At 64.6% G+C, this 13,932-nt stretch carries 12 protein-coding genes; 2 read left to right on the top strand and 10 right to left on the bottom strand.

From position 1 onward, the window contains the following. Window positions 1-4: 4 nt before the first annotated feature. A complete protein-coding gene (pcp, locus tag PSQ39_RS12100; RefSeq protein WP_273927477.1) occupies window positions 5-655 on the top strand; it encodes a pyroglutamyl-peptidase I in 651 nt (216 codons plus the stop codon). Between the two features lie 91 nt (window positions 656-746). Here the strand turns inward: pcp and PSQ39_RS12095 are convergent, their stop codons facing one another. From PSQ39_RS12095 to gyrA, 10 genes are all read right to left on the bottom strand, one after another. Beyond that, window positions 747-1,121 carry a ComEA family DNA-binding protein gene (locus PSQ39_RS12095; RefSeq protein WP_273927068.1) on the bottom strand — a complete coding sequence of 125 codons (375 nt, stop codon included), beginning with the start codon at window positions 1,119-1,121 and terminating at the stop codon, window positions 747-749. 147 nt (window positions 1,122-1,268) lie between these two features. After that, entirely contained in the window at window positions 1,269-2,426 is a 1,158-nt protein-coding gene (lapB, locus tag PSQ39_RS12090; RefSeq protein ID WP_273927067.1) for a lipopolysaccharide assembly protein LapB, read from the bottom strand. After that, a complete protein-coding gene (locus tag PSQ39_RS12085) occupies window positions 2,416-2,733 on the bottom strand; it encodes a LapA family protein (RefSeq protein WP_273927066.1) in 318 nt (105 codons plus the stop codon). The genes lapB and PSQ39_RS12085 overlap by 11 nt, the downstream gene beginning before the upstream one ends. Window positions 2,734-2,822: 89 nt before the next feature. Beyond that, complete coding sequence (locus PSQ39_RS12080) at window positions 2,823-3,134, bottom strand: integration host factor subunit beta (RefSeq protein WP_273927065.1); 312 nt, start codon at window positions 3,132-3,134, stop codon at window positions 2,823-2,825. 79 nt (window positions 3,135-3,213) lie between these two features. Beyond that, entirely contained in the window at window positions 3,214-4,899 is a 1,686-nt protein-coding gene (rpsA, locus tag PSQ39_RS12075; protein ID WP_273927064.1) for a 30S ribosomal protein S1, read from the bottom strand. Window positions 4,900-5,089: 190 nt separating this feature from the next. Continuing rightward, a complete protein-coding gene (locus tag PSQ39_RS12070) occupies window positions 5,090-7,102 on the bottom strand; it encodes a bifunctional 3-phosphoshikimate 1-carboxyvinyltransferase/cytidylate kinase (RefSeq protein ID WP_273927063.1) in 2,013 nt (670 codons plus the stop codon). Window positions 7,103-7,105: 3 nt separating this feature from the next. Continuing rightward, a complete protein-coding gene (locus tag PSQ39_RS12065) occupies window positions 7,106-7,984 on the bottom strand; it encodes a prephenate dehydrogenase (protein WP_273927062.1) in 879 nt (292 codons plus the stop codon). Window positions 7,985-8,014: 30 nt separating this feature from the next. Then, entirely contained in the window at window positions 8,015-9,121 is a 1,107-nt protein-coding gene (pheA, locus tag PSQ39_RS12060) for a prephenate dehydratase (protein WP_273927061.1), read from the bottom strand. 39 nt (window positions 9,122-9,160) lie between these two features. Further along, window positions 9,161-10,267 carry a 3-phosphoserine/phosphohydroxythreonine transaminase gene (gene serC, locus PSQ39_RS12055; protein ID WP_273927060.1) on the bottom strand — a complete coding sequence of 369 codons (1,107 nt, stop codon included), beginning with the start codon at window positions 10,265-10,267 and terminating at the stop codon, window positions 9,161-9,163. Window positions 10,268-10,367: 100 nt separating this feature from the next. Then, the gene (gyrA, locus tag PSQ39_RS12050) at window positions 10,368-13,016 is read right to left on the bottom strand and encodes a DNA gyrase subunit A (RefSeq protein WP_273927059.1); all 2,649 of its coding nucleotides are present in this window, start codon (window positions 13,014-13,016) and stop codon (window positions 10,368-10,370) included. A 224-nt stretch (window positions 13,017-13,240) separates the two neighbouring features. Here gyrA and ompA point away from each other — a divergent pair, with 224 nt between their 5' ends. After that, a complete protein-coding gene (ompA, locus tag PSQ39_RS12045) occupies window positions 13,241-13,897 on the top strand; it encodes an outer membrane protein OmpA (RefSeq protein ID WP_273927058.1) in 657 nt (218 codons plus the stop codon). The last annotated feature ends 35 nt before the right edge of the window (window positions 13,898-13,932 follow it).

Raw genomic sequence — 13,932 nt, 5'->3', positions numbered from 1 at the left:
CGCCATGGCCGGCACGGTCTTGCTGACGGGCTTTGAGCCCTTTGGGGGCGAGTCCAGCAACCCGTCCTGGACAGTGGCGCAGGCGTTGCACGGCAGTCGCTTGAGCCAGGGCGCCCAGGTTCAGGCGCTGCAACTGCCTTGCGTGTTCAGCCAGGCCTGGCCGGTGCTGCAGGCCGCGATCGCTGCCCAGGCACCGCAGCTGGTGCTGGCTTTGGGCTTGGCGGGCACGCGCAGTGAGCTGTGCGTGGAGCGCGTGGCCCTGAACTGGGTGGACGCGCGCATCCCCGACAACGCGGGCGCTCAGCCACTGGACCAGGCCATCGTCGCCGATGCGCCCCTGGCCTGGCGCACGCGCTTGCCGGTCAAGGCCATGGTGCAGGCCATGCGCGAGGCGGGCGCACCGGCCAGCGTGTCCTACACGGCGGGCACCTTTGTTTGCAATCAGTTGCTTTTTTGGATCACCCACACGCTGGAGGCAGCGCAGCTGGCGGGGCAGCCTTTGCCTTGGCAGGGGGGCTTTGTCCATGTGCCGCCACTGGCGCCCGCGCCGGGCGGGGTGGCACTGGATCAGCAAGTCGCGGCAGTTCGGGCCGCCTTGGAGGTGGCTTGGGACGGCGCCCCCGATCTGGCCCAGGCCGGCGGGACGCTGGACTGAGGCCTGAGCCGCACGCCTTGGCCAAGGCTCACCGACCTGGCTGCTTCAAGGCGGGCTGGCGCCTGATTCCGCCGTGTTCTGCGGTGCCCCCTCATTCGGCTTTTTGAACCGCTTTCTCTGAGGGCTGGCTGCCTTCAAACCCCTGTCCCTGGATGGTTGCGCCCTGTGCCGAGAGCTTGCGAGCACTGCGCGTGCCAATGCCTGGCACGCGTTGAATCAGGTCGGCCCAGTCCGTGAACGGCCCCGTGCGCCGCGCCTGCAGAATGCGACCGCTGAGGGCTGGGCCCACGCCCAGCAGGCTGTCGAGTTCGGCTTCGCTGGCTTGGTTGAGCTCCAGCGCCTGGGCTTGCAGGAACAGGCTGGCGCTGAGGCCCAGGCCCAGCAGCCAGGTCACGAGGCCAGGTCGTGGCGACACGGGCGCTTCGCTGCACGCGCGTGGCTCGGAGAAAGGGGGGGAGATGGACACGACACCGCTCCTTGGGCTGAGGTGGCCGCTCGGACTGAGCGGCGCAAGCCCTTGCAACGGGACGGGTGCTGGCGCGTTGACGGCGACCGCCCCCTCAATTGAAAGCAGGTGTGAGGTCTGTGACTCGGGGTCTGGGCCCAGCGGGCTTCAGAGCTCTTCGACGCGTTTGGCCGGGTAGCTGTCCCAGGATTGGCAGCCTGGACATTGCCAAAAGTACTGCTTGGCCTCAAAACCGCAGGCCGCACAGCGGTAGCGGGTCAGGGGTTTGGCCGCGTGGTCCAGAGCGCGTTGCACCTGGGGGTGGAACTGGTCATGGGCCAGTTGCTCGCCAGCGATCCAACGCGCGGCGGCCACCAGCGAGGGTTCCCGCTCCAGGTGCTGCACATAGCGCTCGCGGGCCGTGGCCTCAGAGGCGCCTTGGGCTTCGCTGAGCATCACCAAGGCCTCCAGCACATCCAGAGAGGGCACGATCTGGTAGCTGGCCTCCAGGCGCTGCAGCGTCTCGGCCACGCGCTGGCTGGCGCGCGCGGATTCGGCCCAGGGCAGGGCGGCCAAGGCGAGGTGGCTGGGGGCGATGTCGGCCAACTGCGCCAGGGTGTCGCAGGCCAGGTCGTGCTGCCCTTGCTGGGCCAACAGTCGGGCGGCCTCGATGTAGGCGCGTGGCGCTTCGGGCGCGATGCGGCGGGCCTGAGCCAGCAGTTCCAGCGCTTCCGGCACGGCTTTCTTGGCGGCCAGGCTCAGCGCGTCTTCGCACAGGTAATGGGCTTGGCGCGTGTTGAAGCGGCCTTGGCCGGCCTGGTCCATGCGCTGGGCGATGGCGGCGGCCTGGGGCCAGTCGCGTGAGCGTTCATAGATGGCCAGCAAGGCCAGGCGGGCTTGGTTTTCAAAGGGCGTGCCTTCGAGCTTTTGCAGCGCAGCTTCGGCGCGGTCCAGCAGACCCGCCTTGAGGAAGTCCAGTGCCAGCGCGTGCTGGGCGCGTTCCCGGTCGGTGCGGCTCAGGTCGGCGCGCGAGAGCAGGTGCTCGTGCACGCGCACAGCGCGTTCGTACTCGCCCCGGCGTCGGAACAGGTTGCCCAGCGCAAAGTGCAGTTCGGAGGTGTCGGGGTCGTTTTGCACGGCCTCGATGAAGGCGTCAATCGCCTGGTCTTGCTGCTCGTTGAGCAGGAAGTTCAAGCCCTTGAAGTAGGCCTTGGGGGCTTGGCGGTTTTCCATGCGCCATTGGCGCAGGTCGAAACGCGAGGCGGCCCAGCCCAGGAAAAAAGCCAGGGGCAGGCCCAGCAGGAGCCAACTGAGATCAAATTCCATGAGGCGGTTCGTTGGCGTCCAGTGAGGGGCTTGGGGGCGGCGGGGTCGGCGTTGCAGCGGCGGTGCTGGTGACGGCAGGGGCCTGGTGCTTGCGCGCCGCGCTGCGGTGCTTCCACCAGCGCGGCACCATGCCGAGCACGCCGGCGACCACCCCCATGGAAAACGCCGCCAAGACCACCAGCACCAAAGGCGCGCGCCATTGCGTGCCAAAGAAGAAATGGACGGTGGCGTCTTGCTGGTTGTTCAGCGCAAACGCAAACAGGGTAAAAAAAATGGCTGCCTTGAGCAGCCACATGAGGTATTTCATTCATCTCCTCAGTGACGAGGCGATTCTACCGAGGGATCGTGGGCTCTCGGCCCAGCCGATGGCCTGCGGTGTCTGGCAGGTGGCCAGGATCAAGGGGTCGGGGGCGATTCGAGCTCTTCGGTGCGTTTGTCGACCGCTTCGCGCAAGGCCTTGCCTGGCTTGAAGTGCGGCACGCGCTTGCTCGGGATGGCCACGCTTTCACCACTGCGCGGGTTGCGGCCCATGCGCGGGGGGCGGTGGTTGATCGAGAAGCTACCAAAGCCTCGGATTTCAATTCGGTGTCCACGCACCAGGGCGTCGCCCAGCGCATCCAGAATGGTCTTGACGGCCTGTTCGGCGTCGCGGTGGGTCAGTTGGCTGAACCGGGTGGCCAGTTCTTCAACAAGGTCAGATCGGGTCATGGATTCGGTTCAGAAATGGCAAAGGGCCGGTTTTGCAACGCGTGCAAAACCGGCCCTTTGGCCGGTTGATCCGTCAGGATCAGTTGTTGCCGCCATCCAGCTTGGCGCGCAGCAGAGCGCCCAGGCTGGTGGTGCCGGCGCTTTCGCGGGCCGACTGTTGGCTCAGCGAAGCCATGGCTTCTTGCTGGTCAGCAGCGTCCTTGGCCTTGATCGACAGTTGGATGTTGCGGGTCTTGCGATCCACGTTCACCACCACTGCGGTCACTTCGTCGCCTTCCTTCAGCACGTTGCGGGCATCTTCCACGCGGTCGCGGGAGATTTCGCTGACGCGCAGGTAGCCGATGATGTCTTCGCCGAGGTCGATTTCAGCGCCACGGGCATCCACCGTCTTGACCTTGCCGGTCACGGTTTGACCCTTGTCGTTCACGGTCACGAAGGTCGTGAACGGGTCGGAGTCGAGTTGCTTGATGCCCAGGGAGATGCGCTCGCGGTCCACGTCCACAGCCAACACGATGGCTTCGACTTCTTGGCCCTTCTTGTAGTTGCGCACAGCGGCTTCGCCAGCTTCGTTCCACGACAGGTCGGACAGGTGAACCAGGCCGTCGATGCCGGCAGCCAGACCCACGAACACGCCGAAGTCGGTGATCGACTTGATCGGGCCCTTGACGCGGTCGCCGCGCTTGGTGTTTTGCGCGAACTCTTGCCACGGGTTGGCCTTGCATTGCTTCATGCCCAGGCTGATGCGGCGCTTGTCTTCGTCGATTTCCAGAACCATGACTTCGACTTCGTCGCCCAGCGTGACCAGCTTGCTGGGGGCGATGTTCTTGTTGGTCCAGTCCATTTCAGACACGTGCACCAGGCCTTCGATACCGGGTTCGAGTTCCACAAACGCGCCGTAGTCGGCGATGTTGGTGATCTTGCCGAACAGGCGGGTCGATTGCGGGTAGCGACGGTTGACGCCCATCCAAGGATCGTCGCCCATTTGCTTGAGACCCAGGGACACGCGGTTCTTTTCGGTGTCGAACTTGAGGATCTTGGCGGTGATTTCTTGACCTGCTTGCACCACTTCGCTCGGGTGGCGGACACGGCGCCATGCCATGTCGGTGATGTGCAGCAGGCCGTCGATGCCGCCCAGGTCAACGAACGCACCGTATTCGGTGATGTTCTTGACCACGCCGTTGACGATGGAGCCTTCCTTCAGGGTTTCCATCAGCTTGGCGCGCTCTTCGCCCATCGAGGCTTCGACCACGGCACGGCGGCTCAGCACCACGTTGTTGCGCTTGCGGTCCAGCTTGATGACCTTGAATTCCAGGGTCTTGTTTTCGAACGGGGTCAGGTCCTTGATCGGACGGGTGTCGATCAGCGAGCCCGGCAGGAAAGCACGGATGCCGTTGACCAGAACGGTCAGACCGCCCTTGACCTTGCCGCTGGTGGTGCCGGTGACGAATTCGCCGGATTCCAGGGCCTTTTCCAGGGCCAGCCAGGAAGCCAGACGCTTGGCCTTGTCGCGCGACAGGATGGTGTCGCCGTAGCCGTTTTCGATGGCGTCGATGGCCACCGAGACGAAGTCACCCACTTGGACTTCGACTTCGCCCTTGTCGTTCTTGAATTCCTCGAGCGGAACGTAGGCTTCAGACTTGAGGCCTGCGTTCACCACCACGAAGCTGTGCTCGATGCGCACGACTTCAGCGGTGATGACTTCGCCCGCACGCATTTCAGAGCGTTGCAGGGATTCTTCAAAAAGGGCGGCAAAAGATTCGGACATGAATTTTCCTCATCCGCAAACAGGAAGGTCGAAGGCACCATTGCCATCGATGAAAAGGGCTGCTTGCGGCGGTTTGGGTTGCGGGAGAGCCCGCGGTTGCGTTGATGAACCACTGAACCTGTGCGCTGGCGCGCGGCGGGGGTGCAGTGGACCCCATGCCCCGACAACAAAGGCTGCCGGGGGCTTGTCGTCAGGTGGCGGAATGACTTCCGATGGCCTGGCGTTGCAGCCAGCCAGCCAACACCTGCTGCACCGATTGATCGATGCTGAGTTCGGAGTTGTCCAACCACTGCGCGTCGGCGGCGGGCTTGAGCGGCGCAACAGCCCGGGATTGGTCCCGGGCGTCGCGGGCTTCGAGGTCCGCGCGTAACTCGCTGATGTTAGCCGAAATTCCTTTTGATATCAATTGCTTATAGCGGCGCTCTGCGCGGCAGGCGGCGCTGGCGGTCATGTAGACCTTGTAAGGGGCGTTCGGGAAGATCACCGTGCCCATGTCGCGGCCATCGGCCACCAGGCCTGGCAGGGCCTGAAAACCGTGTTGCAGGTCCACCAGAGCGAGGCGCACCGAGGGCAGGGCGGAGACGCGCGAGGCGTTCATGCCGGCCTCTTCGGTGCGGATGGCTTCGGTCACATCGTCTGCACCCAGCAGGACCTTGCCGTCTTCAAAGCGAACGGGCAGGGCACGCGCCAGGGCGGCTATGGCGGCTTCCTGGCTCGGTTCGATGGCCAGGCCGGCGCGCGTGGCGGCCAAGGCCGTGACGCGGTACATGGCGCCCGAATCCAGGAAGTGGTAGCCCAGGCGTTTGGCCACCTCGGCGGCCACGGTGCCCTTGCCGGACGCGGTGGGGCCGTCGATGCAGATCACTGGCACACGGCCGGGCTGCGCCTGGACCAGGCCGAACAAGGTCTCGAAGTAGTCCGGGAAGGTCTTGGCGACGCATTTGGGGTCTTCGATGCGCACGGTGACCTGATCGGGGTTGAAGGCCGCCAGCGAAAAGCACATGGCCACGCGGTGGTCGTCATAGGTGTGGATGCTGGCGCTGCGCCAGGCCCCAGCGGGCAAGGGGTGCACGCGCAGCCAGTCCGGGCCTTCTTCGACCTGGGCGCCGAGCTTGGCGCATTCGGCCACCATGGCGGCGATGCGGTCGGTTTCTTTGACGCGCCAGCTGGCGATGTTGCGCAGGGTGCAGGGGCCGTCGGCGTACAAGGCCATGACGGCCAGGGTCATGGCGGCGTCTGGGATGTGGTTGCAGTCCAGGTCAATCGCCTTCAGCGGCCAGTGGCCGCGCGCGATTTCCAACCAGTTGGGGCCGCCGGTGATTTGGGCGCCCATGGCCTGGGCGGCCTCGACAAAGCGGATGTCGCCCTGGATCGAATCCAGGCCCACGCCCTGGATGCGTACTTTGGCGCCCGGCTCGGACGGTGTGGCCAGCGCACCCAGGGCGATGAAGTAGCTGGCCGAGGAGGCGTCCGCCTCGACGTGGATGTCGCCCGGCGACTGGTAGCGGCTGCCGGCGGGGATGGTGAAGCGCGCCCAGCCCTCACGGCGCACGGCAATGCCAAAGCGCTGCAACAGGTTGAGGGTGATGTCGATGTAGGGCTTGCTGATCAGTTCGCCCACCACCTCGATCACGATGTCTTGCGTGGCGGCCAGCGGCAAGGCCATCAGCAGCGCGGTGAGGAATTGGCTCGACACATCGCCGCGCACGGGGATGGCTTGGTCCAGGCGCAGCTGGGCCCGGCCAATGTGCAGTGGCGGGTAGCCCTCGTTGCCCAGGTAGTCGATGCTGCAGCCAAGTTCGCGCAAGGCGTCGACCAGGTCACCAATCGGGCGCTCGTGCATGCGCGGCACGCCGCTCAGGCTGAAGTCGCCACCCAGCACGGCCAGGGCCGCGGTCAGGGGGCGCATGGCGGTGCCGGCATTGCCCATGAAGAACTGGGCCGTGTCGGTCTTGAGTTGCCCGCCCAGGCCATCGATCACCAGCACCGAGCCTTGTTCGTGCACGCCGCAGCCGAGCTGGCGCAGGGCCTGCAGCATGACGCGGGTGTCGTCGGAGTCGAGCAGGTCGTGGATGCGGGTGCTGCCCGCGCTCAGGGCCGCCAGCAGCAGCACGCGGTTGGAGATGCTTTTGGAGCCCGGCAGCGTGACGCTGCCGCCAGCGCTGGCCAGGGCCGGCAGGTCGAGGAATTCAGTTTGGAACATGGCTTATTTGGTGGGGCGGGGGCCCGCCAGGCGCCAAGGCGCCCGGACTTGGTTGGCGCGGTCAATCAGGCTTTCCAGGGCTTCGCCCTGGCCGGCCTCCAGCTGCGCTTCGAACTCGCTCAAGGCGGCCTTGAAGTGGCGGGTCTGCGCCAGCAACTCGTCGCGGTTGGTCAGCAAGATGTCGCGCCAGACTTTGGGATCGCTGGCCGCGATGCGGCTGAAGTCACGGAAACCCGGGCCACCCAGCGCCAGGTAGTCGGCACCATCGGCCTGGGCCGCGATGCCGTTGATGAACGCAAAAGCCAGCAGATGGGGCAGGTGGCTGACGGCGGCAAAGGCGGCATCGTGCCGCTCGGGCGACATGTGCAGCACCTGGGCGCCGAGTGCGCCCCACACAGCCGCCGCCTTTTGCAGGTGCACGGTGAGGGTTTTTTCGAGCGGTGTGAGGATGACCTGCTTGCCCCGGTACAGGTCGGCATCGGCGTGTTCGATGCCGGCCACTTCTTTGCCCGCGATCGGGTGGGCGGGGACAAACGAGCCGATCTGGTCGCGCAGCGCGGTGCGGGCTGCGGCCACCACATCGGTCTTGGTCGAGCCGACGTCCATGATCAGCATCTCGGGCGTGACCAGGTGCTTGATGGCCTTGAGCGTGGCCTCCGTGGCCGACACGGGCACGGCGACGATCACGATGTCCGCGCCAGCCACGGCCAGCAACGCCGAGGGCGCGGCCAGGTCGATGACGCCCATCTGGCGGGCTTTTTCGGTGGTGGTGGGGGACTTGCTGTAGCCCACCACGCGCTTGACCAGGCCGGCGCGCTTGAGCGCCAGCGCGAACGAGCCGCCCATCAGGCCGCAGCCGATCAGACCGAGTTGTTCAAACATGGCGACCCTTGGTGACGCTGCAGCCCATGATCACAAAGCTCCGACGGGGTAGGAGCCCAATACCTTGTAGAAGGCGCACAGGCTGCTGAGTTCGTCCAGCGCCGCGGCCACATGGGGCTGCGAAGGGTGGCCGTCGAGGTCGATGTAGAAGTAGTACTCCCAGTGGCCGGTGCGGGCGGGGCGCGACTCGAAGCGGGTCATGGACACGCCATGCTTCTTCAGCGGCACCAGCAGGTCGTGCACGGCGCCCGGGCGGTTGGGCACGGACACCACCAGGCTGGTGCAGTCCTTGCCCGAGGCGGGTGGCATGGCCTGGGTTTGTGGCAGCGAGATGATGGCGAAACGGGTGCGGTTGTAGGCGTCGTCCTGGATGGCGTGGGCCACGATGTGCAGGCCAAACAGGGTGGCGGCGCGTTCGCTGGCCAGGCCAGCCCAGGCGGGGTTGGTGGCCGCCAGGCGCGCGCCTTCGGCATTGCTGGAAACCGGGCGGCGCTCGGCATGCGGCAGGTGCTTGGACAGCCAGGCCTGGCATTGGGCCAGGGCCTGTGGGTGGGCCAGCACGGCTTCGATGCCATCCAGCGACTGGGTTTGGCGCAGCAGGTTGTGGCGCACCAGCAGGCTGACTTCGCCAATCACATGGGTGGGCGTGTGCAGGAACAGGTCCAGCGAGCGCGTGACCACGCCTTCGACCGAGTTCTCGACGCCGACCACACCGTACTGCGCGCTGCCCGCGGCGGTGGCGTGGAACACCTCGTCAAAGTTGGCGCAGTACATCAGGTCGGCGGCACCGCCAAAGAACTCGATGGCGGCTTGTTCGCAGAAGGTGCCGGCCGGGCCGAGCACGGCCACGCGTTGCGGGGATTCCAAGGCCAGACAGGCCGACATGATTTCGCGCCAGACGGCGGCCACGTGCTCGTCGCGCAGCGGGCCGGGGTTGGCTGCCTTGATCTTTTCGATCACCTGGGCCACGCGGTCCGGGCGGAAGAAGGGGGTGCCTTCGCGCTTTTTGACCTCACCGACCTGCTCGGCCACGTGGGCTCGCTGGTTCAGCAGGCTCAGCAGTTGCTGGTCAAGCGAGTCGATTTGGACACGCAACTCGCCCAGGCTGGGCAGGGGGGCGTTGGAGGGCTGGGTCATGTGTGAGGTCTCGGGCCGGAGGGGCAGAACACGGTGGGTTCAGGCCTGGGTTTGTTCGAAGTCGCGCAGGTAGTCGACCAGGGCTTGCACGCCGGCCAGGGGCATGGCGTTGTAAATGCTGGCGCGCATGCCGCCCACCGACTTGTGGCCCTTGAGTTGCAGCAGGCCGCGCGCTTTGGCGCCAGCCAGGAAGGCGTCGTTGAGCGACTCGTCGCGCAGGCGGAAGGGGATGTTCATGCGCGAGCGGCCATCGAGCGCCACCGGGTTGCTGTAGAGCTGAGACTGGTCCAGGAATTCGTACAGCAGACGGGCCTTGGCGATGTTGCGCGCCTCCATGGCCGCGAGGCCGGTCAGGCCTCCTTCGGTCTGGCGCTTGAGCCACTGGAAGGTCAAACCCGCCATGTAGATGCCGTAGGTGGGTGGCGTGTTGTACATGGACTGGTTGTTGGCCACCAGTTGGTAGTCGAAAGCGCTGGGGCAGGCCTTGAGGGCCTGGCCGAGCAGGTCTTCGCGGATCACCACCAGGGTCAGGCCGGCTGGGCCCAGGTTCTTTTGCGCGCCGCCAAAGGCCACGCCGACGCGGCTCCAGTCCACGCTGCGCGAGGCGACGTGGGAGGAGAAATCGATCACCAGCGGGGCGTCGCAGCCCAGGGCCTTGAGGTCGGGCAGCTCGTGGAATTCAACGCCGTGAATGGTCTCGTTGCTGCACAGGTGCACATAGCTGGGCTTGGCGCTGAGCTGCCAGCTGCTGGGCGCAGGCAGGCTGGTGTGGCCGTCGGCTTCGTTGCTGGCGGCAATGTGAACTTCACAGTACTTGCGGGCTTCTTTTTGGCTCTTTTGGCTCCAGCTGCCGGTGACTACAAAGTCGGCCGAGGCGCCGCGCGACAGGTTCAGCGGCACGATGGCGTTCTCGGCCAGGCCACCGCCCTGCATGAACAAAATCTTGAAGTTCGAGGGCACGGCCAGCAGTTCGCGCAGGTCGGCTTCGGCTTGTTCGTAGATGCTGATGAACTCTTTGCCGCGGTGGCTCATTTCCATCACGCTCATGCCGCTGCCGTGCCAGTCGAGCATTTCGCTGGCGGCGGTTTGCAGCACTTCTTCAGGGATCGCGGCGGGGCCGGCGGAGAAGTTGTAGGGACGCGTCATGGGGCAGGGCTGGTTCGGGGTCAGAGGGCCTGGGGCGCAAGGGCCTCAGGCACGGGGCGTTTCAGCCACACCGGCTGGGGGCCGGTGTGGGGTGGGGGGCTCAGGCCTGGCTGTCGGCCTCGGGGGCGGCGTCGCCACCCTCTTCGCCGTCGGCGCTGGGCATGTTGGCGTCGTTTTCCACGATGCGTTGCAGGCCGGACAGGCGCGAGCCTTCGTCCAGCGCCATCAGGGTCACGCCCTGGGTGGCGCGGCCGAGTTCGCGGATCTCGCTGACACGGGTGCGCACCAGCACACCCTTGTCGGTGATCAGCATGATCTCGTCATCGGCATGCACCAGGGTGGCGGCGACGACCTTGCCGTTGCGCTCGCTTTGCTGGATGGCGATCATGCCCTTGGTGCCACGACCATGGCGGGTGTACTCGGTGATCGAGGTGCGCTTGCCGTAGCCGTTCTCGGTGGCGGTGAGCACGCTTTGCTGCTCGTCCTCGGCCACCAGCATGGCGATCACATGCTGGGTTTCGTCCAGCATCATGCCGCGCACGCCGCGCGCATTGCGGCCCATGGGGCGCACGTCGTTTTCGTCAAAGCGCACGGCTTTGCCGCCGTCGCTGAACAGCATCACATCATGCTGGCCGTCGGTCAGTGCGGCGCCGATCAAGAAGTCGCCCTCGTCCAGGTCGACGGCAATGATGCCGGCCTTGCGCGGGTTGCTGAAGTCGTCCAGCGGGGTCTTCTTGACCGTGCCCATGGAGGTGGCCATGAACACGTATTGATCGGCTGGGAAGCTGCGCTTTTCACCGGTCAGCGGCAGCACCACGTTGATCTTTTCGCCCTCTTGCAGCGGGAACATGTTGACGATGGGGCGACCGCGTGAGCCACGCGAACCGGCCGGGACTTCCCAGACTTTGAGCCAGTACAGGCGGCCCCGGTTGGAGAAGCACAGGATGTAGTCGTGCGTGTTGGCGATGAAGAGCTGATCGATCCAGTCGTCTTCCTTGGTGGCCGTGGCTTGCTTGCCGCGGCCGCCGCGCTTTTGCGCCCGGTATTCGGACAGCGGCTGGCTCTTGATGTAGCCACTGTGGCTGAGCGTCACCACCATGTCGGTGGGGGTGATCAGGTCTTCGGTGCTGAGGTCCTGGGCGCTGTGTTCGATCTCGCTGCGGCGAGCGCCGAGCTTGGTCTGACCGAATTCGGTTTTCACCACGGTGAGTTCGTCACCGATGATGGTGGAGACGCGCTCGGGCTTGGACAGGATGTCGAGGAAGTCGTCGATCTCGGCCATCACCTCTTTGTACTCGGCCACGATCTTGTCCTGCTCCAGGCCGGTCAGGCGTTGCAGGCGCATCTGCAGAATTTCCTGGGCCTGCGTCTCAGAGAGGCGGTACAGGCCATCGTTTTGCATGCCGAATTCAACTTCCAGACCGTCAGGCCGGTAGTCGTCGGCATTCACCACGCCACCGTCGGCGCGGGTGCGGGTGAGCATCTCGCGCACCAGCTTGCTGTCCCAGCTCTTGAGCATCAACTCGGCCTTGGCCACCGGTGGGGTGGGGGCGTTGCGGATGATGGCAATGAAATCGTCGATGTTGGCCAGGGCAACGGCCAGGCCTTCCAGTACGTGACCGCGTTCGCGGGCCTTGCGCAGGTTGAAGATGGTGCGGCGCGTCACCACTTCGCGGCGGTGCTGCAAGAAGACCACGATCAGGTCTTTGAGGTTGCACAGCTTGGGTTGGCCATCGATCAAGGCCACCATGTTCATGCCGAAGGTGTCTTGCAGCTGGGTCTGCTTGTACAGGTTGTTCAGCACCACTTCGGGCACTTCACCGCGCTTGAGCTCGATCACCAGGCGCATGCCGGACTTGTCGGACTCGTCCTGGATGTGGCTGATGCCTTCGATCTTCTTTTCGTGCACCAGTTCGGCCATGCGCTCTTGCAAGGTCTTTTTGTTGACCTGGTAGGGCAGCTCATCAACGATGATGGCCTGGCGCTGGCCCTTGTCGATGTCCTCGAAGTGGCACTTGGCGCGCATCACGACCTTGCCGCGACCCGTGCGGTAGCCGTCCTTGACGCCGTTAATGCCGTAAATAATGCCGGCCGTCGGGAAGTCCGGCGCCGGGATGATTTCCATCAACTCATCAATCGTGGCCTCAGGCTGGCGCAGCAGGTGCAGGCACGCGTCCACGACTTCATTGAGGTTGTGCGGTGGGATGTTGGTGGCCATGCCGACTGCGATGCCAGCGGAACCATTGACCAGCAAATTGGGCAGGCGGCTGGGCAGAACCAGGGGCTCTTTTTCGCTGCCGTCGTAGTTGGGGCCGAAATCGACGGTTTCTTTGTCGATGTCTCCCAGCATTTCATGGGCGATTTTGGCCAAACGGATTTCGGTGTATCGCATGGCCGCGGCGTTATCGCCGTCGACCGAGCCGAAATTACCCTGGCCATCAACCAGCATGTGGCGCAAGGAAAAATCTTGCGCCATGCGAACGATCGTGTCATACACCGCGCTGTCACCGTGCGGGTGGTATTTACCAATCACGTCACCCACAATACGGGCGGACTTTTTGTAGGGCCGATTCCAGTCGTTGTTCAGCTCGTGCATGGCGAACAAAACGCGGCGGTGCACGGGTTTCAGGCCGTCACGCGCATCAGGCAGCGCTCGCCCCACGATCACGCTCATCGCGTAGTCGAGGTAGCTGCGCCGCATTTCCTCTTCAAGACTGATGGGCAGAGTTTCTTTAGCGAACTGAGTCATGGAAGGTGGTGTTGACGGCAAGAAGCTGCCATTTTACGGGCAACGCCTTGTCGCTATCTAGCAACAATATTCCCCGGTTGAGGCCTTGTCCTGCACGCTTGGTGACACCGAGCCGAGGGTGGGGCGGGCGGGTGTGGCACAATTTAAGTAACGTTTTTGGTGGTGGTCACTGGAAACGTACGTATTCGCAGCGCGGCTGCGGCTTTTTCCCCAAGAGGAGAACCATGAAGAAACTGAACAAAGTGGCGATGTTGTTTGCCTCCGCTGCCCTTGCAACCGCTGCTGGCGCTCAAACCGTCGACAACTGGAAGAACGGCACCGGCGAACTGGTCTGGAAGAACGGCACCAACGAACTGTGCTGGCGTGATGCCAACTGGACCCCGGCAACTGCCGTGGCTGGTTGCGATGGCGCTATCGCTCCTAAGGCTGCTCCGGCTGCCGCTCCTGCTGCTCCGGCTGCTGCTGCTGCTCCTGCTGCCCCGGCCGCTGCTGCTCCCGCCGCCGCTGCTCCCGCAGTGGCTGCCAGCAAGGTGACCTACGCTGCTGACGCTTTCTTTGACTTCGACAAGGCTGTTCTGAAGCCCGAAGGCAAGGCCAAGCTCGACGACCTGGTCGGCAAGGTCAAGGACATCAACCTGGAAGTCATCATCGCTGTCGGTCACACCGACTCCGTTGGTTCTGACGCCTACAACCAAAAGCTGTCGGTCAAGCGCGCTGAGTCTGTGAAGGCTTACCTGGTGTCCAAGGGCATCGAAAAGAACCGCGTTTACACCGAAGGCAAGGGCGAGAAGCAACCCGTTGCTGACAACAAGACTGCCGAAGGCCGCGCCAAGAACCGTCGCGTGGAAATCGAAGTCGTTGGCACCCGCGCCAACAAGTAATCCCCTTCGGGTTACATCAAGAAGCCCCGGCAACG

Origin of the sequence: Curvibacter microcysteis (assembly GCF_028649455.1) — a bacterium.
GTDB lineage: Bacteria > Pseudomonadota > Gammaproteobacteria > Burkholderiales > Burkholderiaceae_C > Curvibacter > Curvibacter microcysteis.
Note: the sequence above shows the minus strand (reverse complement) of the source record. Positions and strands in the feature narration are given on the sequence as shown.

What these genes read in the sequence shown, in the direction of transcription:
- ompA (WP_273927058.1), top strand. Translation starts at nt 13,241, where the DNA reads ATGAAGAAACTGAACAAAGTGGCGATGTTGTTTGCCTCCGCTGCCCTT.
- serC (WP_273927060.1), bottom strand. Translation starts at nt 10,267, where the DNA reads ATGACGCGTCCCTACAACTTCTCCGCCGGCCCCGCCGCGATCCCTGAA.
- rpsA (WP_273927064.1), bottom strand. Translation starts at nt 4,899, where the DNA reads ATGTCCGAATCTTTTGCCGCCCTTTTTGAAGAATCCCTGCAACGCTCT.
- PSQ39_RS12085 (WP_273927066.1), bottom strand. Translation starts at nt 2,733, where the DNA reads ATGAAATACCTCATGTGGCTGCTCAAGGCAGCCATTTTTTTTACCCTG.
- PSQ39_RS12065 (WP_273927062.1), bottom strand. Translation starts at nt 7,984, where the DNA reads ATGTTTGAACAACTCGGTCTGATCGGCTGCGGCCTGATGGGCGGCTCG.
- pcp (WP_273927477.1), top strand. Translation starts at nt 5, where the DNA reads ATGGCCGGCACGGTCTTGCTGACGGGCTTTGAGCCCTTTGGGGGCGAG.
- gyrA (WP_273927059.1), bottom strand. Translation starts at nt 13,016, where the DNA reads ATGACTCAGTTCGCTAAAGAAACTCTGCCCATCAGTCTTGAAGAGGAA.
- pheA (WP_273927061.1), bottom strand. Translation starts at nt 9,121, where the DNA reads ATGACCCAGCCCTCCAACGCCCCCCTGCCCAGCCTGGGCGAGTTGCGT.
- lapB (WP_273927067.1), bottom strand. Translation starts at nt 2,426, where the DNA reads ATGGAATTTGATCTCAGTTGGCTCCTGCTGGGCCTGCCCCTGGCTTTT.
- PSQ39_RS12070 (WP_273927063.1), bottom strand. Translation starts at nt 7,102, where the DNA reads ATGTTCCAAACTGAATTCCTCGACCTGCCGGCCCTGGCCAGCGCTGGC.
- PSQ39_RS12080 (WP_273927065.1), bottom strand. Translation starts at nt 3,134, where the DNA reads ATGACCCGATCTGACCTTGTTGAAGAACTGGCCACCCGGTTCAGCCAA.